This window comes from Paenibacillus gyeongsangnamensis (assembly GCF_027533625.1).
GTDB lineage: Bacteria > Bacillota > Bacilli > Paenibacillales > NBRC-103111 > Paenibacillus_G > Paenibacillus_G gyeongsangnamensis.
On sequence record NZ_JAQAGZ010000010.1, the window covers coordinates 178,722 to 200,816 of the forward strand.

At 56.6% G+C, this 22,095-nt stretch carries 21 protein-coding genes; 14 read left to right on the forward strand and 7 right to left on the reverse strand.

The window, feature by feature from the left end; all coding sequences use genetic code 11:
- The first annotated feature begins 88 nt into the window (after window positions 1-88).
- The 3 genes from O9H85_RS16880 to O9H85_RS16890 all read left to right on the forward strand — a co-directional run bounded on the left by O9H85_RS16880 (window position 89) and on the right by O9H85_RS16890 (window position 2,771).
- Complete coding sequence (locus O9H85_RS16880) at window positions 89-589, forward strand: cytochrome c biogenesis protein CcdC (RefSeq protein ID WP_269882585.1); 501 nt, start codon at window positions 89-91, stop codon at window positions 587-589.
- Between the two features lie 569 nt (window positions 590-1,158).
- On the forward strand, window positions 1,159-1,938 hold the full coding sequence (locus O9H85_RS16885; RefSeq protein ID WP_269882586.1) for an SDR family NAD(P)-dependent oxidoreductase: 780 nt from the start codon (window positions 1,159-1,161) through the stop codon (window positions 1,936-1,938).
- Window positions 1,939-2,090: 152 nt separating this feature from the next.
- The gene (locus O9H85_RS16890) at window positions 2,091-2,771 is read left to right on the forward strand and encodes a GNAT family N-acetyltransferase (protein WP_269882680.1); all 681 of its coding nucleotides are present in this window, start codon (window positions 2,091-2,093) and stop codon (window positions 2,769-2,771) included.
- Between the two features lie 70 nt (window positions 2,772-2,841).
- On the opposite strand, the gene O9H85_RS16895 is transcribed toward O9H85_RS16890, so the two are convergent.
- A complete protein-coding gene (locus O9H85_RS16895) occupies window positions 2,842-3,594 on the reverse strand; it encodes a hypothetical protein (protein ID WP_269882587.1) in 753 nt (250 codons plus the stop codon).
- Between the two features lie 211 nt (window positions 3,595-3,805).
- On the opposite strand from O9H85_RS16895, the gene O9H85_RS16900 reads away from it, so the two are divergent.
- On the forward strand, window positions 3,806-4,093 hold the full coding sequence (locus tag O9H85_RS16900) for a hypothetical protein (RefSeq protein ID WP_269882588.1): 288 nt from the start codon (window positions 3,806-3,808) through the stop codon (window positions 4,091-4,093).
- A 167-nt stretch (window positions 4,094-4,260) separates the two neighbouring features.
- On the opposite strand, the gene O9H85_RS16905 is transcribed toward O9H85_RS16900, so the two are convergent.
- Window positions 4,261-4,443 (reverse strand): hypothetical protein, encoded by a 183-nt coding sequence (locus O9H85_RS16905; RefSeq protein ID WP_269882589.1) that lies wholly within the window; start codon window positions 4,441-4,443, stop codon window positions 4,261-4,263.
- 188 nt (window positions 4,444-4,631) lie between these two features.
- On the opposite strand from O9H85_RS16905, the gene O9H85_RS16910 reads away from it, so the two are divergent.
- Genes O9H85_RS16910 through rnhA form a run of 3 tightly spaced genes read left to right on the forward strand, consistent with a single transcriptional unit; the run spans window position 4,632 to window position 7,987 of the window.
- Window positions 4,632-5,450: a glycosyltransferase family 2 protein gene (locus O9H85_RS16910; protein ID WP_269882590.1), complete on the forward strand. Its 819-nt coding sequence runs from the start codon at window positions 4,632-4,634 to the stop codon at window positions 5,448-5,450.
- 33 nt (window positions 5,451-5,483) lie between these two features.
- Window positions 5,484-7,283 (forward strand): DNA helicase RecQ, encoded by a 1,800-nt coding sequence (gene recQ, locus O9H85_RS16915; RefSeq protein WP_269882591.1) that lies wholly within the window; start codon window positions 5,484-5,486, stop codon window positions 7,281-7,283.
- A 47-nt stretch (window positions 7,284-7,330) separates the two neighbouring features.
- The gene (gene rnhA, locus O9H85_RS16920) at window positions 7,331-7,987 is read left to right on the forward strand and encodes a ribonuclease H (RefSeq protein ID WP_269882592.1); all 657 of its coding nucleotides are present in this window, start codon (window positions 7,331-7,333) and stop codon (window positions 7,985-7,987) included.
- Window positions 7,988-8,183: 196 nt separating this feature from the next.
- On the opposite strand, the gene O9H85_RS16925 is transcribed toward rnhA, so the two are convergent.
- Entirely contained in the window at window positions 8,184-9,131 is a 948-nt protein-coding gene (locus tag O9H85_RS16925; protein ID WP_269882593.1) for a helix-turn-helix transcriptional regulator, read from the reverse strand.
- Window positions 9,132-9,231: 100 nt separating this feature from the next.
- Between O9H85_RS16925 and O9H85_RS16930 the strand changes: the two genes are divergently transcribed.
- Together O9H85_RS16930 and O9H85_RS16935 are read left to right on the forward strand one after the other, a co-directional pair.
- Window positions 9,232-10,422 (forward strand): MFS transporter, encoded by a 1,191-nt coding sequence (locus tag O9H85_RS16930; RefSeq protein WP_269882594.1) that lies wholly within the window; start codon window positions 9,232-9,234, stop codon window positions 10,420-10,422.
- Between the two features lie 192 nt (window positions 10,423-10,614).
- A complete protein-coding gene (locus tag O9H85_RS16935) occupies window positions 10,615-11,844 on the forward strand; it encodes an MFS transporter (protein WP_269882595.1) in 1,230 nt (409 codons plus the stop codon).
- Between the two features lie 390 nt (window positions 11,845-12,234).
- Here the strand turns inward: O9H85_RS16935 and O9H85_RS16940 are convergent, their stop codons facing one another.
- On the reverse strand, window positions 12,235-12,774 hold the full coding sequence (locus O9H85_RS16940) for an NAD(P)H-dependent oxidoreductase (protein ID WP_269882596.1): 540 nt from the start codon (window positions 12,772-12,774) through the stop codon (window positions 12,235-12,237).
- A 247-nt stretch (window positions 12,775-13,021) separates the two neighbouring features.
- Here O9H85_RS16940 and O9H85_RS16945 point away from each other — a divergent pair, with 247 nt between their 5' ends.
- On the forward strand, window positions 13,022-13,411 hold the full coding sequence (locus O9H85_RS16945; RefSeq protein WP_269882597.1) for a winged helix-turn-helix transcriptional regulator: 390 nt from the start codon (window positions 13,022-13,024) through the stop codon (window positions 13,409-13,411).
- Window positions 13,412-13,429: 18 nt separating this feature from the next.
- On the opposite strand, the gene O9H85_RS16950 is transcribed toward O9H85_RS16945, so the two are convergent.
- Complete coding sequence (locus tag O9H85_RS16950; RefSeq protein ID WP_269882598.1) at window positions 13,430-13,852, reverse strand: cupin domain-containing protein; 423 nt, start codon at window positions 13,850-13,852, stop codon at window positions 13,430-13,432.
- Window positions 13,853-13,933: 81 nt separating this feature from the next.
- Window positions 13,934-14,731: an AraC family transcriptional regulator gene (locus O9H85_RS16955; RefSeq protein WP_269882599.1), complete on the reverse strand. Its 798-nt coding sequence runs from the start codon at window positions 14,729-14,731 to the stop codon at window positions 13,934-13,936.
- A 141-nt stretch (window positions 14,732-14,872) separates the two neighbouring features.
- Between O9H85_RS16955 and pyk the strand changes: the two genes are divergently transcribed.
- Entirely contained in the window at window positions 14,873-16,288 is a 1,416-nt protein-coding gene (pyk, locus tag O9H85_RS16960) for a pyruvate kinase (RefSeq protein ID WP_269882681.1), read from the forward strand.
- A 68-nt stretch (window positions 16,289-16,356) separates the two neighbouring features.
- On the opposite strand, the gene O9H85_RS16965 is transcribed toward pyk, so the two are convergent.
- Window positions 16,357-16,629 carry a hypothetical protein gene (locus O9H85_RS16965; protein WP_269882600.1) on the reverse strand — a complete coding sequence of 91 codons (273 nt, stop codon included), beginning with the start codon at window positions 16,627-16,629 and terminating at the stop codon, window positions 16,357-16,359.
- Between the two features lie 194 nt (window positions 16,630-16,823).
- Here O9H85_RS16965 and O9H85_RS16970 point away from each other — a divergent pair, with 194 nt between their 5' ends.
- The 3 genes from O9H85_RS16970 to O9H85_RS16980 all read left to right on the forward strand — a co-directional run bounded on the left by O9H85_RS16970 (window position 16,824) and on the right by O9H85_RS16980 (window position 21,796).
- Window positions 16,824-17,591, forward strand: a complete 768-nt coding sequence (locus O9H85_RS16970) for a DUF554 domain-containing protein (protein WP_269882601.1) — start codon at window positions 16,824-16,826, stop codon at window positions 17,589-17,591.
- Between the two features lie 188 nt (window positions 17,592-17,779).
- Window positions 17,780-19,531: an ABC transporter ATP-binding protein gene (locus O9H85_RS16975; protein ID WP_269882602.1), complete on the forward strand. Its 1,752-nt coding sequence runs from the start codon at window positions 17,780-17,782 to the stop codon at window positions 19,529-19,531.
- Window positions 19,532-19,543: 12 nt separating this feature from the next.
- Complete coding sequence (locus tag O9H85_RS16980; protein WP_269882603.1) at window positions 19,544-21,796, forward strand: ABC transporter ATP-binding protein; 2,253 nt, start codon at window positions 19,544-19,546, stop codon at window positions 21,794-21,796.
- Window positions 21,797-22,095 lie beyond the last annotated feature (299 nt).

The following is a 22,095-nucleotide window of genomic DNA, read 5'->3' on the forward strand; positions in this document are numbered from 1 at the left end:
AATACCGTATAATACAGAATTGAGAACCTGCCGGCGGACTAAACCGGTCGATACCTGTCGATCGGATTTCGGAAAGGATGGGATAAGGTTGCAGGCGAATACGGTTTTGATCGTCGTACTGGTGCTGGGACTGGTCATCTGGCGGAGAATGCGCTCGATGAGCAAGCTGATCAAGGGGGGCGGGTTCCGGCTGCTGCTGCCGCTAGTATTTATGCTGATCGGGATGATGGGCTTCATGAATCCCCAGCTGCATTTAACCGTGAAGGAAGTGCTGCTATCGCTGCTGTTCGGATTTATTTTATCGATACCGATGATCTTGACGACCAACTATGAAGTGCGGGAGGACGGTGAAATTTATACCAGGCGAAGCAAAGCGTTCATAGCCGCCATCGTCGGGCTGCTGGCGATTCGGCTGGGGCTTCGCTCGTATCTTCAGGGGCTGGACCCCGCGGAGCTCGGAATGCTGTTCTATCTGATCGCGGTGGCCTACGTCGTGCCGTGGCGGATCGCAAGCTATGTGAAGTTTCGGAAGCTCCTCGAGCATCGCGGCAGCGCAGCCCCGGATCATCGTGATCCGCTGGATGAATAGGAAGGCTGTTTCGCTTCGCTAGCGGCCGAATCATAAGTATGTTGAAGGTCCGGAAGCTGGTGGCTTCCGGATTTTATTTTTATCAAAAAAAGGAAAACCGTTTAAGGCGCACGGCAGTCTAATAAGCAGGAAAGAGCTTTCTCAGCTGGATATAGGCCCTGCGGGTCAGCTTCTGAATCGCCTCGAGCGCCTCCTGCTTATTCTTTAAATAAGTGAAGGCATGCGATACAGCTTCTCTTTCTCTTCGCTGATCAGCGAGAAGAACGCTTCATCGTCGCCTGGCTGTGCCTCCCGAACCTTCTCTTCCGAAGTCATACTGCTCCTTGGCCGGCAACCAGGCTGTAGTGAGTGCGCGAGAAGACGGAATCCGCAGCCGTAGTGAATGCAGGTTCGTTACTATGGAACCTGGGTTCGCTAAAGGAGTGCTGGCCTCAAGGTGGCAGGCTGGGAACTTATTTCGAACAGGTTCTACTATTTGGATATTTGACAAGCGGGTCTAAAGCGGCTTATGATGAATCCATTGATTAAATGTTTAAGAATTTAAACATAATGAATGGGAGGATCTGCGAATGCACAAAGGTACCGCGTTGATAACGGGTGCATCGAGCGGAATCGGAAAAGAGTTGGCCGAACGCTTCGCGCGGGACGGTCATGATTTGGTGCTGGTCGCCCGAAGCGCTGCCAAATTGGAGGAATTGGCGGTTTCGCTGAGGCAGACATATGGTGTGAATGTTCTGATATCGGTGCAGGATTTGGCGAAGCCGGAAGCGCCTCGGCTTTTGGAGGAGGAGCTTAGGGGTCTGGGCATCGCTCCGGACGTCCTGGTCAACAATGCGGGATATGGGCTGTACGGCCCATTCCTGGAGACGGATATGGCGGACGAGCTCAGTATGATCGATTTGAACGTCAGGGCGCTGACGGAACTGATGAAGCGGTTTGTTCCCGGGATGGTGCAGCGAGGCCGTGGCGGCATTCTGAACGTCGCCTCGGTGGCATCGTTCGAACCGGGACCGTTGATGGCGGTCTACTACGGCACAAAGGCGTATGTGCTTTCTTTGACAGAGGCGCTGGAGAACGAATTGTGCGGAACGGGCGTGACGGTCACGGCTCTTTGCCCCGGTCCGACGGCTACCGGCTTTGGCGAACGGGCGCAGCTGGGTGCTTCGAAGCTGTTCAAGAGCGGTGTAATGGACGTTGCGGCGGTCGCGGAAGAGGGATACCAAGGCTTCAAGCGAGGCAAAACGATCGTTGTACCGGGCCTGCAATACAAGCTGCTGACCAAGCTGGTCGGCTTCCTGCCGCGCAAGCTTGTAACTAAGATTGTACGACAGATGCAGGAGAGGGTGTAAGACGGGTAAAGTAGTTTTCATTTGAAGCGGGAATCGTTGATCGGAAGCAATCAGGGGAGTGAGGCGGCAGGTTAGAAATCGGGGGGGCGCTGTAAAAGTATGGTATAATGGCTCCATTCATAATATAGTCGATAGGAGTGTGGGCGATGAGGCTGGAATACCATCGGATTACGGATATTAACGATCCTTATTTTAGGCAGATGCACGATTTGATGGGGACTGTATTTCCTCCGGAGGAAGTGCTTGATTACAAGCTGTGGGAGGAAACGCTTAAGGACCCCGGGATTCGTGTGTTTGTAGCAGTGAAGGAAGGCAGCGTTGTCGGAGCGACGGAGTATCGTTATTACGAGGGTATGCAGGTTGCGATGACGGATTTCACTATCATTGGGCGTGACGGGCTTGGCATCGGGCCTTTCCTGGCGCAAGCGCGGATGGCGGATCTACAGGCGGTGGTAGAGGCTTGCGGCGGAAAGCTGCTCGGGATGTTCGCGGAAATTTATAACCCGTCTCTGAACGAATCGCTCGAATTCGGGGGCATTCATGCGATGAACCCGTTCGTCCGCCGCGAGGTGTTGGCGCATCTCGGGTATCGCAAGCTCGATTTCGAATACGTTCATCCTTCCTGGCATAACGATGGGGAAGCGGTAAGCGGACTGGATTTGTGCTTCATGCCGCTGCAGGATGGGGAATCGGTAAGGGAAGCGGTTCCTGCCGCACTGATCCGCCAGTTCTTGAAGACGTATTATGCGGTCCTTCCTCAAAAGCCGGCGGCCTGGTATGAGATGGTTGAGGGGCTGGAGCGGCGGGATGAGATTGCACTGCTCCCAATATAAAAGGGAAAAAGAAGCCTGGGTTCGGAAGTGAAGCGGACCCAGGCTTTTTACGTTTACTGAAAGCCTTGCTTTATTCGAGCTCACGCTGCGCCGCATTTAGCTGCTCCAGCTCATCGAGCGCTTTCTCTAAGCCGTAATTCAGGAGCAGCGTCTTGAAGCCCTTCCCGCGATTTGAGGCAAGCGCCTCCAGCCGTTCCTTCAAGTCCCTGCGAATAAACACGCGGTACTTGTCGTGCGTCTCATTCCGTTCTTTCTTCTTCAGCGTGCCCTCCAACAGCTGCTGCAGGCTTTCCGGAGCGTTTGCCTCCAAGACGGGAGCGCTAGCCGTGTAGGCAAACTCTGCTTCCTTTGGTGCGGCAAGGCCTGTCTCGTCGCCCGCCCCGTCGCCCGTAGCCGCCTCGGCCGCCGCCGCTTTAGCACGCGAACGCGGCTTCACCGTCGCAGTATCGCCTGCGTCCTCGGCCGCCGCCGCTCTAGCGCGCGAACGCGGCTTCACCGCCGCATCGTCGCCTGCGTGCTCGCCCGTCGCCGCCTCGGCCGCCACCGCCTTGGCGCGCGAACGCGGCTTCACCGTCGCAGTATCGCCTGCGTCCTCGGCCGCCGCCGCTCTAGCGCGCGAACGCGGCTTCACCGCCGCATCGTCGCCTGCGTCCGCGCCCGCCGTCACTCTAGCGCGCGAACGCGGCTTCACCTTCGTTGCGGCAGCCGCTTCCTCAGCAACCGGCTGCGTTTGCTCCGCTTGCTCGCCGCTTTCCGATGCGGCGGCGAAATCCCCTTGCGTATCTTCTACTCGGGATAACGAATCTTTTTTCTTTGTAGACATAAAGCGTATCCCTCCTTCATTGATCATGCTGGTATCTCCATTTTAGCACAGGCCTTTGGCAGGGAATAGCCCTGCATACACGGCTCCGATTGCTTAGTTCCTGCAGCATTGTTAATTTCTCTGTAATGATTATTATATTGCCAATCCATACATTAATTAAGCCTTTTTGATCAATAATAACGGTCATAATCATACAATAAGGAGAAATGGTATGCCGAACGAAATCGATGAATTAAACGGTAAGGCAAATCGAATGGAACTGGATTGGTGGATGAGTCATGACTTATTCTCTCTTCAATGGTGTATTATCGTTCTTGTCAATCTGATTTCTTTCATTTTGTTTCTCGTCCTTATTGACCGAAAAAGAACGATGCAAATTACCCTGGCGTTCATGTTCGGCTTTACTATTGCCGGTTTTACTGATGAATTTGGAAAATTTTTTCAATGGTGGAGCTATCCGCATGAATTTATACCGTTTTCAAAACGCTCAATGCAGTAAACTTCCTTTTCATTCCATGTATCCTTGCCTTGGTGTATCAATGGTTCGGCACATGGAGGGCGTATTTAATCGCCGATTTGGTTGTGGCGGGCGTCAACGCTTTCATCGGAGAACCGATTTTCGTACTTCTCGGTATCTACAAATTAAATAGCTGGACCTATTTTAAATCATTCCTGACCTTGTTCGTGATCGGGATTATTATAAAAGGAATCATGGATGCGTTTGGAAAAAGCAAAAATAAAGCTCAAGACGATAAGGAGTTTACCTTCAGTCTTTTTAGAAGCAAAGAGAAAATACGATGAGGTTATAATGAAGCCCATACCCATGCCCAGTGGGCGCACTAATGGCAAGTTAAGGACCATCCGGTCATCCGGATGGTTTTATTTTTTTCGGTCTAATCCAGGGACCTAGCCGTTATTCGCAATGCCGGAAGCGAAAGCGCGGTTTTCCTCCGGCCGATTTTTTTGTATAGTGGTACTAGCGGCTTTTCGGTCAGACGGATGGCAATAGTAGTCATGACAAACGGAGGCGTTAACGGATGAACGATCCTTTAGTTTCAGTTATTATTCCGACCTATAACCGGCCGGACTATTTATGCGAGCTGCTGGAGTCGCTGGCGGCCCAGACCTACAAGCATTTGCAAATTATTATGGTGAACGATGCGGGGGAATCCGTCCACTTTGTCCGGGAGCTGTATCCGGAGCTGGATTTGACCGTGCTCGACATGGAGGTGAACAGCAAGCATGTCCATGCGCGGAATCGCGGCCTGTCGCAGGTTCGGGGCGATTACATCATGCTGTGCGACGACGACGATCTGCTGCTGCCCTTCCATGTAGAGCTGATGCTGAAGGAGATCGCGGATTGCGATATGGTCTATTCCGATGTGGAGATTTTCGACTATGTCGTAGAGGATCGGGTGCGCCGGGCGACGAACCGGTTCGTCTTCGCTTATGAGCACGATGTGCAGGCGATGCGTAAATTCTCGACCTTCGTTTCCTCGGGCTGCCTGTACCGCAGGGCGCTGCACGAGAAGCTGGGGTTGTTTGATACGGAGATGTACCATTATTGGGATTGGGACTTTTTCTTACGGGCGGTCCAATACTACCGGGTCAAAAGAGTGCCGGTGGCCAGTGCCCTCTATGCCTTCTCGAATGCAGGAGACAACATGTCGGGCAATCTCGAGGACATGCGTCCTTATCTGGACAAGCTGTCCGCCAAGCATGGGCTCGGAGAGCTGCCGACGAAGAATTTCTTCCTGCTCCTGGAGGAGCCGGAAGTTAAGGCGCGTAAAGCCGAGACCAAGATCGTCTGGGACGGGCAACCGGTACGCTCTCGCCGCATTCGGGCGGTTGAATAAATCACGATTTAAGCAAAAAGGAGGCAGCGATACATGATCGGCACCATGCAGGAAGCGCAAGCGCTGCTGAAAAAATATTACGGCTACCCGGATTTCCGGCCCGGCCAGAAGAAAGTGATCGCCAGCATCCTCGGCGGCTCGGATACGCTGGGCATTATGCCAACCGGCGGGGGCAAGTCGATCTGCTACCAGATCCCGGCGCTTCTGATGAGCGGGACGACTATCGTCGTATCGCCGCTCATCTCACTGATGAAGGACCAGGTCGACGGCCTCGACAGCATCGGCGTGCCGGCGACGTATATCAACAGCTCGCTGACGTACGCGCAGGTGGAGACGCGGATCCGCAAGGCTGCCCGCGGTGAATACAAGCTGCTGTACGTAGCGCCCGAGCGGCTCGAGCACGAGCGGTTCCTGGAGCTGCTGTCGGAGCTCGTCGTGCCGATGATCGCGGTCGACGAAGCCCACTGCGTCTCGCAGTGGGGTCACGATTTCCGCCCGAGCTACACACGGATCAGCGACCTCGTCCGGCATCTGCCGAACCGGCCGCTGCTGGCCGCGTTCACGGCGACGGCGACGGACCGCGTGCGCGAGGACATTGTCCTGCACCTGAAGCTGCGGGAGCCGCAGGTGTTCGTCACCGGCTTCGCCCGGGACAACCTGTCGTTCACCGTCGTGAAGGGCGAGAACAAACGCGACGTGCTGACGTCGTTCATTCGCGAGCATGCGTCGGACGCGGGCATTATTTATGCCGCTACGCGCAAGGAAGTCGACCAGCTGTACGAGTACCTGAAGCGTCAAGGCGTGGCGGCGGGACGTTACCATGCGGGCATGACGGACAAGGAACGGGCGGAGGCGCAGGAGCAGTTCCTATACGACGAGGTGCGGGTGATGGTCGCAAGCAACGCCTTCGGCATGGGCATCGACAAGTCGAACGTCCGGTATGTGCTCCACTTCAACATGCCGAAGAACATGGAAGCGTACTATCAAGAGGCGGGCCGCGCCGGACGCGACGGCGAGCCGAGCGAATGCCAGCTGCTGTTCAGCCCGCAGGATATACACATCCAGAAGTTTCTGATCGAGCAGTCGGTCGCCGACCCGGACCGGCAGGCGCAGGAGTACCGGCGGCTGCAGCAGATGGCCGATTACTGCCATACGCCGCAGTGCCTGCAGCGGTACATCGTCCGTTATTTCGGCGGGGAGATGGAGGAGGACTGCGGACAGTGCAGCAACTGCGCCAGCCCGGATCTGGAGCTGACGGACATTACGCTGGAGGCGCAGCAGATCTTCTCTTGCGTTCGCCGCATGCGCGAGCGGTTCGGCATGATGCTGGTAGCGGCGGTGCTGAAGGGCTCCCGCGCCAAGAAGGTGCTCGAGATGGGCTTCGACGAGCTCAGCACGTACGGGCTCATGAAGAGCCGCGCCGAGAAGGACATCGTCGACCTGATCCAGCTGCTGATCGCCGAAGGCTACCTGCAGCTGACGGAAGGCAAGTACCCGGTCGTCAAGCTGGCGTCCAAGGCGGCCGCCGTGCTCTCCGGGGAGGAGAAGGTCGTGCACCGGATCCGCATTCAGGCGGCTCCGGCGGCGAGGGACGTCGAGACGGAGCTGTTCGACGCGCTGCGGCAGGTCCGCACGGAGATCGCGAAGCGGGAGGGCATCCCGCCGTACATCGTGTTCCCGGACAGCACCTTGCGCGAGATGTGCGGCGTGAAGCCGACGAACCCGGCGGCCATGCTGAAGATCAAGGGCGTCGGGGAAGCGAAATTTTTCAAATACGGTGCTTATTTCATCGAATTCTTCAAGCAGCTGCAGAGCCGGGAGCACCACGGGTAGGCTCCGCGGCTTAAATGATAACAGGGTATGGAAAGAGGCGGACGGTCGTGGCAAAGTCAAAGTTTTACGTTGTATGGGAAGGCCGGCAGCCTGGCGTATATAAGACATGGGCGGAATGCCAGGCGCAGACGAACGGCTTCCCGCAGGCGAAGTTCAAGTCTTACGAGAGCGAAGCGGAAGCGAAGGCCGCCTTCGCCGCCGGCTGGAAGAAGGCGTTCGGAGCGGCTGCGTCCAAGGCGGGCGGCGCGCCCCGGGCCGCCTCGGCCAAAACCGCCGTACCGGGCGAGCTTCCGTCCGAGGTCGAGCTCGACAGCCTGTCCGTCGACGTCGGGTGCAGCGGCAACCCCGGTATCGTGGAGTACAAGGGCGTCTCGACGCGGACGGGCGAGGTCATTTTCCAGCATCCGCCGATCAAGAAGGGGACGAACAACATGGGCGAGTTTCTCGCCATCGTGCATGCGCTTGCTTATCTGAAGAAGAAGGGCAGCAGCATGACGATCTACAGCGACTCCATGACGGCGATCTCTTGGGTGCGGAAGAAGACGGTGGCGTCCAATCTGGTACGCGACAACACGACGAAGGAAATCTGGGAGCTGGTGGACCGGGCGGAAGCCTGGCTGCGCAGCAATTCATATCCTAACAAGATTATCAAATGGGATACGAAAGCTTGGGGCGAGATCAAGGCCGATTACGGTCGTAAGTAAAAAAGGTAACCATAGTAAAACGAAAAATATATATCAAATCTTATTTATTTTGTCCGCCCCCAAAGGGCGGGCTTTTGTGCGTTTGGCCGCACGATCGGCTAAGGAGTGAAAGTCTCTTTTCAAGCGCTCGTTATAATCCGCGTTACAATTCCCCGGTTGAGCAGCACCTATATACGTCCAGTACCACGTATCGAGACTAATCATATTTGGACATGATTTCCTCGATCAGCCGTTTCATAAGGCCTATCAGCTCCGCAGGCTGCTTTACTGTCGCCTCATTGCCGAGTCCGATGAAAAATCTGGCATAAAATGCGAGGTCGCTCTGAGGAACCGGACCTTCCAGCCACCCGGTGCCATCCTCCCGGGTATGCAAATGGGTGCCCAGCCATAAGACGGCCTCGCACATTTGGACGCCTTTTTGAGTCAATTCCGCATATAGCCCGGCCGATTCCTTCTCCGTTTGAAATACCGACTCCTTATTTCCAAGATGGATATGCCGCAGATCCATGGGCTCCGTACCGTCGGCATCATATGCCGCCGAAAGAATCCGATCGCAGCGGAAGATGCGATAATCTTTGCGAAGAAAGCAATAAGCGGGACAAAACCACAAGCCGTTATGGGCGTAAATTCCGATCGGCTGTATTTTTCGGCCCTCCTTATCTTCCCGCGATTCATATTCAATAAGCAATACCTTTTGATGAACGGCCGCATCCAGCAGGATCGATAAATAAGGGGATTCCTGCTGCCTCGTCGGCGTCACGAAGTCCACCCGATTTTTCATTTGGTCTATGCGATCGCGAACGTCCCCGGACATGTGCAAATAAAATTTGTTCAATGCCGAAACCGATTCCGCTTCAAAGGGCAAAGAAGAATAATGTCGAAGCGCATACACCGCAAAAAACATGGAGACAGCCTCTTCTTCGGAAAAGGCGATGGGCGGCAAAATTCTTTCCTTGAGCACCTGATAACCGCCGTGCGGACCTACCTCCGAGTAAAGAGGTACCCCCATCCCGCTTAATTCCTGCAGGTCCCTTAGCATCGTTCTCGTGGATACGCCAAACTCCCGGGCAAGCTCTTTCACCGTAAATTTCCGTTTTCGGTTAACCGTCATCATCAGTTCCAGCAAACGTTTCGATTTAGACATGACATGGCTCCAATGATCTTTAGATTTTGTGACAATCATTGTCACTATTATCCCCTACAATAAGGTTCAAGATCAAATATAAAAGTAAAGGGTGAAGAAAATGAATAAAATCATTGCGTTATTTTTTCTCGTCATGTTCGTGATCGGTACGGATACGTTCCTGATCTCTCCGCTGATTCCGACGCTGCAAAGCAGGTTCGGCGTACCTACCGAAACGGCGGGATGGATGATAGGAGCCTACACCTTGGGCTCGGCGGTGTTTGCGCTGATCGCCGGACCTTTATCCGATGGATGGGATCGAAAAAAAGTGCTGCTGTCCGGCCTTGCTTGCTTCGCAGTTTCAACATGCTTATGCGGGTTCGCTTCTGATTTTTGGACCATGATCTTGTTCCGTTTTTTGGCGGGAGTCAGCGCGGCGTTTACGGCGCCGCAAGTGTGGGCGGCCATTCCGACCCTCCTTCCCCCGGCCAAAATCGGCAAAGCGCTGGGCTTCGCCTACGCGGGGCTCGCCGTCTCTCAAGCGCTCGGCGTGCCGATCGGAAGCCTGCTGGCGACAGGCAATTGGTCTCTTCCCTTCTGGGCCATCGGCCTATTCTCGCTGGTGCTGGCGGTAGCAGTGTATTTCGCGGTACCCGGCATGAAACCGCGCGTGCAGCAAGGGGCTAAGCCTTCTATATTCAAAAGATACGTTCCCCTGCTGACAAGCGGCAAAGCGAGAGGCACCTTCCTCGCCTACTTTTTTGTACATCTGGGGGGCAGCGCCGCCTTTGCTTTCCTCGGGAAATGGATGACGGACCGCTTTGGACTAACGATTGACGAGGCAGGCTATGTGATCATTTTTTTGGGGCTCGGCAATTTGCTCGGCAGCATTTGCAGTTCCTATGTGATCAAAGCGTTAAGTCAGCTTCAGACGATGGCGGCGGGGATGCTCATCGTTATTGCGGCTTATGTCGCGCTGCCTCATGTGTCGTCGGTTTCTATCGTCAAAGGCGCTTACTTTTTCATTTTCGCCATCCTCGGTATTCTGTTCCCGCTTATGGTGGGGCTGCTGAACAGCTTAAATCCGGTCATTCGCGGCACCATTTCAAGTTTGGCCACATCAACCATGAATGCGGCGACAACGCTCGGAGCTTGGATGGCCGGAATGCTTTATGCGGCGTTTAACGGGTATTCCGCTGTAGGCATTTTTACGGGGATCTGCCTGGCCTGCTCTCTGCTCGTATTTATCTCGAGCGGGGTACTGTCGACTCAAGCGGAAAAAGCCGAATCAAAAGCCGAACCCGTAGCTTAAGGGAGTAAATGCCAGCCATCCCGGTGAGTCAAAAAGAGAGCGGAAAAGGGCCTTCCATGGGCCCTTTTTTCATCGATAATTTCCGGAAAATGCGGTGACCCGCTCGATTTTCCATATCATCGTGCCTAGTTATTTAACTTTTAGCGGAAAAAGGGTAAATTAGAAGAAAACCGAATGAAAGAGGTTCCCTATATGAACAATGCCGTATTGATGAAGGAGCCTAAACAACGCAAACTGATTATCAGCGCCGGGCTTAGCTGGCTGTTCGACGCAATGGATGTAGGTATCATCTCGTTCATCGCAGCCGCGCTGGCGGTCGAATGGCATTTGGGCGCGCAGCAGGTCGGCCTGCTGACCGCGATCAACTCGATCGGCATGGCGGTCGGTGCCGCCGTGGCCGGCTCGCTGGCCGACCGGTACGGGCGCCGGTCGGTGCTGCTGTGGACGCTGCTGATCTTCTCCGCCGCGAGCGGGCTGTCGGCGCTGGCCGGAAGCTTCATTGTCCTGTGCGTGCTGCGATTCTTTACAGGGTTCGGACTAGGAGGAGAGCTGCCGGTCGCCTCTACGCTCGTCTCGGAGTCGGTGCCCGCGCAGGAGAGAGGACGGGCCGTCGTGCTCCTCGAGAGCTTCTGGGCTTGCGGCTGGATTCTCGCCGCGCTGATCGCCTATTTCGTCATTCCATCCTACGGCTGGAGGATGGCCTTCGTCATCGGGGCGCTGCCGGCGCTGTACGCCTTATATCTTCGTCGGGCGATTCAGGATTCGCCCCGATTCACCGGCCGGGAGCGCAAGCTGTCTCTTGGCGAACGCGTCGCCTCCGTATGGTCTTCACCGCACCGCCGGTCGACAGTCACGCTCTGGATTCTGTGGTTCACCGTCGTGTTTTCGTATTACGGCATGTTTCTCTGGCTTCCGACGGTGATGGTGCTGAAGGGCTTCGGACTCGTCAAAAGCTTCGGGTATGTCCTCATCATGACGCTGGCGCAGCTGCCGGGCTATTTTACCGCAGCCTACTTCATCGAGCGGTCCGGCCGTAAATTCGTGCTCGTCACCTATTTGCTGCTGACGGCGGTATGCGCGATCTGGTTCGGTACGGCCCAAACGGAGGGGATGCTGATCTCGGCGGGCATCTTCCTGTCTTTCTTTAACCTCGGCGCCTGGGGGGCTATGTACGCTTACACGCCGGAGCTGTATCCGACGGCGGTCCGCTCCACCGGAGTCGGGCTGGCCGCCTCGTTCGGCCGGATCGGGGGCGTGCTCGGCCCGTATCTCGTAGGAATGCTGGTCTCCAGGGGGACCGGATTGGCGTCGATCTTTCTTGTATTCTTCATCGCGATCGTGCTCGGGGCGGCCGTGCTCGGAATCTTCGGCAAAGAAACGAAGGGCACGGACCCGGACGGTGAGAATATGGGCGTGCGGTGACCGGTTTTTCTTAGTTGATAAGAATTTATAAGTTTTCGTAGCTTATAGCTTCGCATCAACCTTGGTAAACGCGCTGGTCCTTGTAAGACAAGGACGGCGTAGCCGTTTTTCCTGGGTTGATAAGAATTTATAAGTTTTCGTAGCTTATAGCTTCGCATCAACCTTGGTAAACGCGCTGGTCCTTGTAAGACAAGGACGGCGTAGCCGTTTATCCTGGGTTGATAAGAATTTATAAGTTTTCGTAGCTTACAGCTTCGCATCAACCTTGATAAACGCGCTGGTCCTTGTAAGACAAGGACGGCGTAGCCGTTTATCCTGGTTTGGGAAGCCCGAAACAAATGTCAAGCACCTGAGCGAACCGCCCGGGTGCTTGATTGCGTTCAGAAAGCTTTAATGCACAAGTGCGCTTGCGGGAGATAGGACGTGCTCCGCGTATCTTGCTGCCTCTCGTTCGAGTTCGCTATCCGTGGCTTGGGAAACATTGTAGGTTACGAACGCGGGAAGGAAGGTGCCGTTACAACGGGTAATCGTTCTCTGTATCGGCTTAAGAAGCTCGCTGATCGTTAACCAGTTGTCTCCGCCGGAACGGTAGGTGTTTTCGCGTCCTCCAGCGGAAGTAGCGAGCACAAACTCCTTGCCATTCAAATGGTCGCCTTGAGGCCCGAAAGCCCATCCGAAGGTGAGCACGTCGTCAAACCATTTTTTCAGCAGGGGCGGGCAGCTGTACCAATAAAAGGGGAACTGCAGCACAATCCGGTCATGCGCAAGCAGCAAGCGTTGTTCTTTTTCCACATCGATATCCCAATTCGGATACTCCTGATACAAATCGCGAACAAGCAGATTGGATTGGTTCCTGAGCTCAAACGATAAACGCTGATTAACCCGGGAAGCTGCGAGGCTCGGATGAGCGACGTTCACCATTATTTTCATTTTGCCTTTCCCCTCTCGTTTTGAATCATTGCGTCGACACCCTCATTATTGTTTAGATTCTTATTTTTGGGAAGTACACTTTTTATTCATACTTAGTCCGGAAAAACGTATGATGGATGCGGCTTGGAGTCCGTCTCGGTACGGTAAACCGTACTAGGTACAAAAAATCATAGTACTGTATAAAACAGGGATTCTTTGATATGGTGAAAGAAAGGATTATAGTAAGAAGGAACGGAGAGTGGAGGAAATGAGCTCAGGCGCTAACGAATCGTATTCCCGGGATGGAATTTTGGCGACGCTGCAGGTGATCGGGGGGAAGTGGAAGCCGCTCATCTTGTTTATCTTGCTGCATGAGGGGACCAAACGCTTCGGGGAGCTGAGACGCCTGCTTCCGAATGTCACACAAGGGATGCTGACGAATCAGCTCCGGGAGCTGGAGCGGGATGTACTTGTTGAACGCAAGGTGTTTCAGGAAATCCCTCCGAAGGTCGAATATTCGATGACCGATCACGGAAGAACGCTGGGCCTGGTCCTGAGCGATATGTGCGGATGGGGCTTCAAGCATATGGATTACATGAGCGAAGCCACGGGCGGCAAGCATGCCGGAACGTCGCGGCGCACCGGCGAATCGACTTAAGCTTGGCTGCGCGGCCGGTTACAGCAGCTCCGATCCGTGCAGCTCGAAAAGCCGCCGCATCGTTTCCGGGCTGCGCTCGGGCGCGGCATGGGTAGCGTCGATCAGCGCCTTGATCTGCGGCGTCATGACGATCAGATAGCGGCAGGGGGCGGAGCCCGGGTTCCAGAAGGTGTGCGGCGTGCCGCGGGGAGCTACGGCCGCGCCGCCCGCACCGACCTCCAGCCTCGTATCTCCTAGCTCGAAGCCAAGGGTACCCTCCAGCACATACCACGCTTCGTCGTCCTCATGGTGAACATGCCGCGGCGCGATAAGCTCAGGCGCTTCTCCGGGAGTCGTCCCCCGGGCCCTCCACTCCGCCAGGATTACATTCGAGCCGCAGGGTGCGAGGGTTTGGCCTAATAAAGCGCCGGAGAACAATCCGGTGCCGGGAGATAAAGACATGATTATTCTTCCTTTCCGTATGAAGTGGATACTAGTACTTTCGCTGCCCGGACGGGCGGCTCCTTCGAACCCGCGAATAATTTACAGCAGCGGAGTCTCCCTTTCCTTCATCACCTCGGAGGGAGCCGTGCCCGTCAGCTTCTTGAACGTCCGGTGAAAATAAGACGCATCGCAGTACCCCAGCTGCTCGGCGATATCCGCTACGGTCAGGCCGGAATGGCGGAGCAGATAGACGGCCGTCTTGATGCGAAGCCCGTGCACGTAATCGCTGATCGTTTGCCCCGTCATCTCGCTGAACAACGATGCGGCGTAGTTAGGGCTTTTGCCGATGACGGCGGCGAGGTCCTCCTTGGTGACTTTGCCCCTGTAGCGGTTCTTGAGAAAGCTCTTCATCTGCTCGGCCTGCCGGTGCTTCACCGACGATAACGGCCCCTGATCCCACTCCCGGTTCACATAGGTCAGGCATTCGAGCAGTAGCGCACCGCACAGCACCTCGGCATAGGGCAGCTTCTCCCGCCACTGCTCGTGCATGACCGCGGCCCGTGCCAGCAGCAGCTCGGTCTTGGCGGAGCGCAGACGCTTGAAGCCGGTGCCGGCAAGCAGCGGAAGGGGCGGGGCTGCGGCGGACGCGTCGCTTACCGTGAACGAAACCGCGTACTTCTCGTGCGAGACGGACGGAATGCTTTTGCCGTAAAAGACGGACCCGGCCGGGACGAGCAGAATATCCCCCTTCTCCAGCAGCACCTTCTCCCCCTCGATCCAGTAAATACAGCGGCCGTAGCCCATCAGAATAAGCGACCAATGGTCGCTTGGCTCCGGCTCTTCTTCATACCACTGCATCGTCCCGGCGTCATGCCGGACTTCCCGTATCTCAAGCATTGTGCGGATGCCTCCATTTCCTATTCCAGAATCGTACTATATTACATCTATCATACTATAGTTCTTGGAGAAATGGGCGGAGGAGGATTACAATAAGTTCAACAAATTCCGACAAAAACCGTGGAAGGGAAGCGAATGATGATGCGTAAAACGAAAATTGTGTGTACGATGGGGCCGGCCTGCGACTCCGTACCGGTACTTAAGGAGATGATTCTGGCGGGGATGAATGTGGCCCGGCTGAATATGGCGCACGGCGATCTGGACGAGCAGCGGGGACGCATTGCGAAGGTACGTCAGGCGGCGGCCGAGCTGAATGCGCCCGTAGCGATACTGGTCGATATCAAGGGGCCGGAGGTGCGGATCGGCAAGCTGCGGGAGAGCTCCTACCTGCTGAAGGAAGGTGAGGATCTCACACTGACTACGGAAGCGATCGAAGGCACCGCGGAGCGCATTGCGGTCAATTACCCCGAGCTGACGAAGGACGTGAAGCCGGGTAACCGCATTCTGATCGACGACGGGTTGATCGAGCTGCGGGTGGAATCGGTCGAGGGTACGGAGATTCATTGCCGCATCGTGAACGGCGGCGTTATCAAGCCCCGCAAGGGCGTGAATCTGCCGGGCGTGCGGACTTCGCTGCCGGGCGTGACTGAGCGGGACGTCGAGCACATCCGCTTCGCGGTGGAGGAGGACCTGGATATTATCGCGGTTTCGTTCGTGCGCCGCGCCGAAGACATCCTGGAGGTGCGCGGTCTCTTGGAGAACCAGGGCGCAGGGCATATTCAGATCATCTCGAAGATCGAGAATGAAGAGGGCGTGGACGAGCTTGAGGCCATTCTGGCCGTATCGGACGGATTGATGGTGGCGCGCGGCGACCTCGGCGTGGAGATCCCCGTCGAGGACGTCCCGATCATTCAGAAGCAGATGATCCGGCAGTGCAACCAGGCAGGCAAGCCGGTCATTACGGCGACGCATATGCTCGATTCGATGCAGACCAATCCGCGCCCGACCCGGGCGGAGTCGAGCGACGTGGCCAACGCGGTGCTCGACGGCTCTGACTGCGTTATGCTGTCGGGCGAGACGGCGGCGGGCAAATATCCGGTCGAATCGGTCCGGACGATGGCCCAGATCGCGGAGCGGACGGAGGCGATTCTGCCTTACAAGGAGCAATATCTGAAGCGGAGCGCGGAAGTGACCCCGAACATCACCGAGGTGATCTCCCAGTCCGTCGTGGGCGCCTCGCTGGAGCTGGAGGCGAAGGCGATTCTTACCCCGACCGAATCCGGCTTTACCGCGCGGATGGTGTCCAAGTACCGCCCGAGCACGCCGATCGTCGCGATCGCGCCGAACGAGCGCGTGTTGCGCCGGCTCAGCCTCGTCTGGGGCGTCACGCCGGTGCTCGGCGTATCGGAGACGTCGACGGACGCGATGTTCGATTCCGCTGTCGAGAGCGGCAAGAAGACCGGACTGGTTGCAGCCGGCGATCTTGTGATCGTCTCTGCGGGCGTGCCGGCAGGCAAGTCGGGCTCGACGAATTTGATTAAGATCATGAACGCGTAACTTCATACGGCCTCATTAAAACAACCTAGCGGGAAGCCGCTAGGTTTTTGCATTCAGTAAGCGTGCTGCTATTTGTCGCCGTAATTCGATTTCGGGGTGCGGGTACCCCAATCGATATGCATCCGTTTCTTCGTGTTCGACTTGGTATCCTGGTACATAGCATCTTCCTGGCTCTCCAGCGCAAGGCTGACGAGATCCCATTCCGTCTGCCCCATCATCGGATCGAACGGAAATTCGTCGCCGCGCTTCAGCGTTTCCTCGCGTCCCCATTCGTTCTCGTAAATGCCGTCGGTTTCGACTTCCTCGCCGGAGACCGGATTCATTTCTTTGCTTTCTGCCATGATGACTGGAAACCTCCTTGCGTTTGGATTTCGCTCGTTAGTATGCCCGCTTTTGCCCGGGCCATCCTCCGACCGGAAGGGGCATTGTCAAATGCGGCGCTCCGCGTTATGATGAGACAGGCGCTAGGCGGCTTCGCTGTACCGGACAGCAATTGTGATATTTCATCAGAGACGAAAGGATTGTACAGCTGGCTATGGCTTTATGGGGAACGATCGTGAACGCGGCGGCGATTGTGGCCGGAACGCTGCTCGGGCTGACGCTGAACCGGATGAAGGATAGCATCAGGCAGACGGTCATGCAGGGCATCGGGCTGGGACTGCTCGCCTTAGGTATTTCAATGACGCTCAAGTCAAGTAATTTCCTGCTCATCGTGTCGAGTCTAGTGCTGGGAGGCGTGCTTGGAGAATGGATGAAGGTGGACCGGGGTCTGGAGCGGCTGGGCGAGCTGCTCGAGCAGGGAGTCGACCGGTTCACCGCAGCGCTTCGGAAGGGCCGGGCGGGTGCGGACGAGCCGGCGGTGGGCCGCAGCATCGGAGCGGGCTTCGTCAATGCGACGCTCATCTACTGCGTCGGTGCGATGGCTATTCTCGGGCCGCTGGACGGCGGGCTGCGCGGCGACCACCAGGTGCTCTATACGAAATCGCTGCTGGACGGCTTTCTGTCCATTATTTTGGGCTCGACCATGGGAGTGGGCGTGATGTTCTCTTCCGTGCCGGTGTTCCTGTACCAAGGGGCGATCGCACTTGCCGCATCACTCATCGCATCGGTCATGGATCAGACGCTGCTGGGCGAGGTCATTGCGCAAATTACGGCGGTGGGCGGGGTGCTCATTATGGGCGTCGGCGTGAACCTGCTGGAGCTCCGGAGGATCAACGTCGCGAATCTGCTGCCTTCCATTGCGGTGGCCGCGGCTGCGGTGCCGCTGATCCATTGGGTGTCCGCCTGGTGGGCGCTGCCGTAAGAAGCGGGGACTCTATTTTCTATAAATGGTACAAAGGTGGATTCCCGGTTGAAGGGTGTCCGCTTTTTTCGTCTGGGGAGAGATCAAATAAAATAAGAATTTACCGTTCACATCAGTAAAATTATGGTATCTTAAGATGAGAGTCCTCAGGCTCAGACGGGCATGATTTGGAATAATGAGGTGAACATATGTCTTTTATCGGAAGACTGTCTTGGTTTTTCCGCGAACGCTGGGGGTATTACACGATTGCCATCGGCCTGATGACCTTGGTAAACGTTCTGAACATAATCCCTCCCAAAATGATCGGCACCGTGATCGACGATATCCGCACGGGAACGCTGACGCCGGAGGGCTTGACCCGCAGCGTGGTGCTGCTGGCGGGACTCGCGGCTGGGCTGTATGTCGTTATCTACATCTGGATTACGACGTTGTTCGGCAACTCGTTCCTGCTCGAGCAGGGGCTGCGCAACCGGTTGCTCAGGCATTTGATGCGAATGACGCCCTCGTTCTTCCAGCGCAATACGACGGGCGAGCTGATGGCGCTGGCGACCAACGACATCCCGGCCATCGGACAGACGGCGGGCTACGGCGTCATGACGCTGGTCAATACGATCGTAGGGATCAGCGTAGTGGTGACGACGATGATCACGCTCATCAGCTGGAAGCTGATGCTGGCGGCGCTCATTCCGATGCCGCTGCTCACTTATGTGATCAGCGTGCTCGGCAAGCAGATGCGGGGGCGGTTCGTCGCGGCGCAGACGGCGTTCGGCAAGATGAACGACCAGGCGCTCGAGTCGATTTCGGGCATGAGGGTCATCCGTTCCTATGTCCAGGAAACGCACGATCTTGCCGCCTTCGGCCGGGTGACGGAAGACGTCATGCGCAAAAATATCCGGGTGGCGGCCATCAATGCGATGTTTCACCCCGTTATCTCGGTGATCGTCGGCATGAGCTACGTGATCGGTATCGGTTACGGAGCCTATATGGTGTTCCATAATGAAATTACGCTTGGCCAGCTGGTTTCCTTCAATATTTATCTCGGGATGCTGATTTGGCCGATGATCGCGTTCGGCGAGTTCATCAACGTGCTTCAGCGGGGTACCGCTTCGGTGGACCGGCTTACGCGCAACTTAAGCCAGGAGCCGGAGGTGCAGGACATCGAGCGTCCGGAGACGGTCGAACGTCCGGAAACGATCGAGCTCCGCGGCCTCACGTTTCGCTATCCCGGTGCGGTGCAGGATAGCCTGGCCGAAGTATCGCTGCGGCTCGAGCGGGGGCAGACGCTGGGCATCGTGGGCCGGACCGGCAGCGGCAAGTCCACGCTGCTGAAGCAGCTGCTCCGCTTCTATCCGGCGGAGCTTGGCCGGATCCTGCTCTCGGATACGCCGATCGAGAGGCTGTCCGTGGAGCGCGTGCGCGCCTGGATCGGCTATGTGCCGCAGGAGCATTTGCTGCTCTCCAAATCGGTACGCGACAACATCGCGCTCGGGAAGCCGGACGCGACGGATCAAGAGATCGCTCGCGCGATCGAGATGGCGTCGTTCACGCAGGATGTAGAGCAGCTTCCGGAGGGGCTGGCGACCATCGTGGGCGAGAACGGCGTTATGCTGTCCGGAGGGCAGAAGCAGCGCGTGAGCATCGCCCGGGCGCTGCTCACGCAGCCCGAGATTCTGATCCTCGACGATTCTCTCTCCGCGGTTGACGCCCGGACCGAGAGTGCGATTCTCGGCCATATCCGGAAGGAACGGGCCGGGAAGACGAATCTGATCTCCACTCACCGTTTGTCGGCGGTGATGCACGCGGATTGGATTATCGTGCTGGACAACGGCCGGATTATCGAGGAAGGCACGCATGAGCAGCTGATGCTGCACGGGGGCTGGTACAAGGAGCAATTCGAGCGGCAGCAGCTGGAAGCGAATCTGCTGGAAGCTATGGAATAGGGAAGTGCGGAAATGAAGGAAGGGCAGGGCGGGAGCTTTCAGAGCCCTGTCTTTATGGATCATCCGAAAGGAAGTGATGATTTGAGCGAATCCAATACGAAGGACAATAAAAAACAAGACGGGGCTTACGGCCTGAAAGACGAGCAGCGAAGGCCGGTATTCCGGAGGCTGTTGAACTACTCGCTCTTGTTTAAATACCGAATTATCGCAGCTCTTCTCGTGCTTTGCTGTGCGGTTGGCGCAGAGCTCGCCGGGCCGTTTATCGCCAAGACGATCATCGACCGGCACATCGGGGCGATCCAGCTCCCGTGGTATGAGTTGAAGGATCAGGAGCGTCTGCTTTCCCCCGGACAGCCGCAGGTGAGCTACGGCGGACATGTGTATGTTCGTCAGGATTGGTTAGAAGGCGGCCGCGCTCCGGAGGACCGGGCCGCTTGGAAGGAAGTGCGCATTATGGCGCTGGACCAGGGGCTCTATTTGGTTCGCGAGCCGGAGTCCTTTGACGGCAGCTGGGCGCTGGCGGACGGCGCTCCGGGCGGACAGCCGCAGGTGAGGGTGACTCGCGGCAGCGGGGAGACCGCCGTGTACCCGGCGGTCCGGCTGAGCGCGGCCGATGCAGCGCTGTTCTACGGCCCGGATACGGGTCCGGTCATCCGCTGGCTGGCGCTGTTCGTACTGCTGCTCATTGCAGGCAGCCTCCTTCATTATGTACAGGCGTTTACGCTGCAGACGACGGCGATGCGCATCATTCAGCGGATGCGGATGGACCTGATGGCGCATATTCAGCGCATCCCGATCCGCTTCTTCGACAACACGCCGATCGGTCAAGTCGTCTCACGGATCGCCAACGATACCGAAGCCGTGCGCGATCTGTTCATGAGCTTCATGGCGACCTTCGTCGTCAGCACAATCAACATTGCAGGCATTTACATCGCTTTGTTCCTGCTGGATGTCCGTCTGGCGCTGGTGGCGCTTCTGTTCCTGCCGCTGTTTACGGTCGTGATGATCGTACATCTGAAATTTTCGCGCAAATATGTCGCCGTCATGCGCGCGCGGCTCAGCGATATGAACGCCATGATCAGCGAATCGATCGCGGTTATGCCGATTCTTCAGGCGTTCCGCCAGGAGAAGAACCGGAGCCGGGAGTTCGAGGTGCTGAACAATGAACGGTACCGGAATCAAATATGGCAGAACCGGGTCTTCTCGCTTTCCTCCCGGAATTTTACGGGGCTTGTGGGCGCGCTCTTCACGGCAGCCGCGATCTGGTACTTCGGCGGTCGTTCGCTGCACACGGCGATCTCGTTCGGGGTGTTCTACGCCTTCATCGATTATACGGGGCGCTTGTTCCAGCCGATCATCGGCATTTTCGACCAGCTGTTGAATGCGCAGCGGGCGGTCGTATCGGCGGAGAAGGTATTCTACCTGATGGATCTCGAGGGAGCGGACATCGCCGATGCGGGCCAGGCGCCGCGTCCGCAAGGTCACGTCGTATTCGATGACATCACATTCGCTTATAAAACAGGCGAGCCCGTGCTCAGGAATATTTCCTTCGAGGCGCGCAAAGGAGAAACCATCGCTCTGGTGGGTCATACGGGTTCAGGCAAGAGCTCCATCATGAATCTGCTGCTAGGCTTCTATGAGCCGACCTCGGGAGCTATCCGTATTGACGGTCAGGACATCCGGGGATTGTCCAAGCAGGAGCTGCGCAAGCACATGGGCATCGTGCTGCAGGATCCGTTCCTGTTCGCGGGCGATCTGAAGTTCAACGTGAGCCTGTATAACGAGCGTATCGGACCGGAGCAGGTGCGCAAGGCGCTCGCCGAAGTTGGCGCAGCGCCGTTCGTGGAGCAGCTCCCCGGCGGATACGACGAGCCCGTCGTGGAGCGGGGAAGCACGCTGTCGGCAGGGCAGCGGCAGCTGATATCTTTCGCACGGGCGCTGGCGTTCGACCCGGCGATTCTCATCCTGGACGAGGCGACGGCCAGCATCGACAGCGAGACGGAGGGGCTGATCCAGGAAGCGCTGCGGGTCGTAAGCGAAGGCCGAACGACCTTCGTCATTGCCCACCGGCTGTCGACGATCCGGGAAGCCGACCAGATTCTCGTGCTCCATCGCGGCGAGATCGTCGAACGGGGCAATCACGAGCAGCTGATGCTGCGGCAGGGACGGTACTACCGCATGTACCAGCTGCAATCCGGCGCGGCGGGCCGCGAAGCGGCTGCGGGGCAGGACAGGGCTGAGCCGAAGCCTAAACTGCACATATAAAAAGCCGCTCTACGAGAAACCCGGATATGCAAAAAAATGCAAAGCGAATCAATGCCGCTCCCCCCAAGAGGAGGAGCGGCTCTTTGCGCTGCCCGCCAGGAGAATCTTCAAGCTGCCGGCTTGCGCCGGTCTGCCGAAGCTTAATGCTTACCGGACCGTCTCACGCCGCAAGCTTAGCAAGAAGCGCTGCGGATGTCTACCGAGGAAAGGGCATCATATTTTTTTATATGATACATATTGTATCATTAGGTTTATTAGTGTATCATGGAGCAAGAGAAACAACGAAAGTGCTATCAGAT

Excerpts from the sequence above, each read along its gene's own strand:
- O9H85_RS16910 (WP_269882590.1), top strand. The coding sequence starts at position 4,632 with ATGAACGATCCTTTAGTTTCAGTTATTATTCCGACCTATAACCGGCCG.
- O9H85_RS16895 (WP_269882587.1), bottom strand. The coding sequence starts at position 3,594 with ATGTCTACAAAGAAAAAAGATTCGTTATCCCGAGTAGAAGATACGCAA.
- O9H85_RS16950 (WP_269882598.1), bottom strand. The coding sequence starts at position 13,852 with ATGTCTTTATCTCCCGGCACCGGATTGTTCTCCGGCGCTTTATTAGGC.
- O9H85_RS16935 (WP_269882595.1), top strand. The coding sequence starts at position 10,615 with ATGAACAATGCCGTATTGATGAAGGAGCCTAAACAACGCAAACTGATT.
- O9H85_RS16975 (WP_269882602.1), top strand. The coding sequence starts at position 17,780 with ATGTCTTTTATCGGAAGACTGTCTTGGTTTTTCCGCGAACGCTGGGGG.
- pyk (WP_269882681.1), top strand. The coding sequence starts at position 14,873 with ATGCGTAAAACGAAAATTGTGTGTACGATGGGGCCGGCCTGCGACTCC.
- O9H85_RS16945 (WP_269882597.1), top strand. The coding sequence starts at position 13,022 with ATGAGCTCAGGCGCTAACGAATCGTATTCCCGGGATGGAATTTTGGCG.
- O9H85_RS16970 (WP_269882601.1), top strand. The coding sequence starts at position 16,824 with ATGGCTTTATGGGGAACGATCGTGAACGCGGCGGCGATTGTGGCCGGA.
- O9H85_RS16925 (WP_269882593.1), bottom strand. The coding sequence starts at position 9,131 with ATGTCTAAATCGAAACGTTTGCTGGAACTGATGATGACGGTTAACCGA.
- O9H85_RS16885 (WP_269882586.1), top strand. The coding sequence starts at position 1,159 with ATGCACAAAGGTACCGCGTTGATAACGGGTGCATCGAGCGGAATCGGA.
- O9H85_RS16900 (WP_269882588.1), top strand. The coding sequence starts at position 3,806 with ATGCCGAACGAAATCGATGAATTAAACGGTAAGGCAAATCGAATGGAA.
- O9H85_RS16940 (WP_269882596.1), bottom strand. The coding sequence starts at position 12,774 with ATGAAAATAATGGTGAACGTCGCTCATCCGAGCCTCGCAGCTTCCCGG.
- recQ (WP_269882591.1), top strand. The coding sequence starts at position 5,484 with ATGATCGGCACCATGCAGGAAGCGCAAGCGCTGCTGAAAAAATATTAC.
- O9H85_RS16930 (WP_269882594.1), top strand. The coding sequence starts at position 9,232 with ATGAATAAAATCATTGCGTTATTTTTTCTCGTCATGTTCGTGATCGGT.
- O9H85_RS16965 (WP_269882600.1), bottom strand. The coding sequence starts at position 16,629 with ATGGCAGAAAGCAAAGAAATGAATCCGGTCTCCGGCGAGGAAGTCGAA.
- O9H85_RS16980 (WP_269882603.1), top strand. The coding sequence starts at position 19,544 with ATGAAGGAAGGGCAGGGCGGGAGCTTTCAGAGCCCTGTCTTTATGGAT.
- O9H85_RS16955 (WP_269882599.1), bottom strand. The coding sequence starts at position 14,731 with ATGCTTGAGATACGGGAAGTCCGGCATGACGCCGGGACGATGCAGTGG.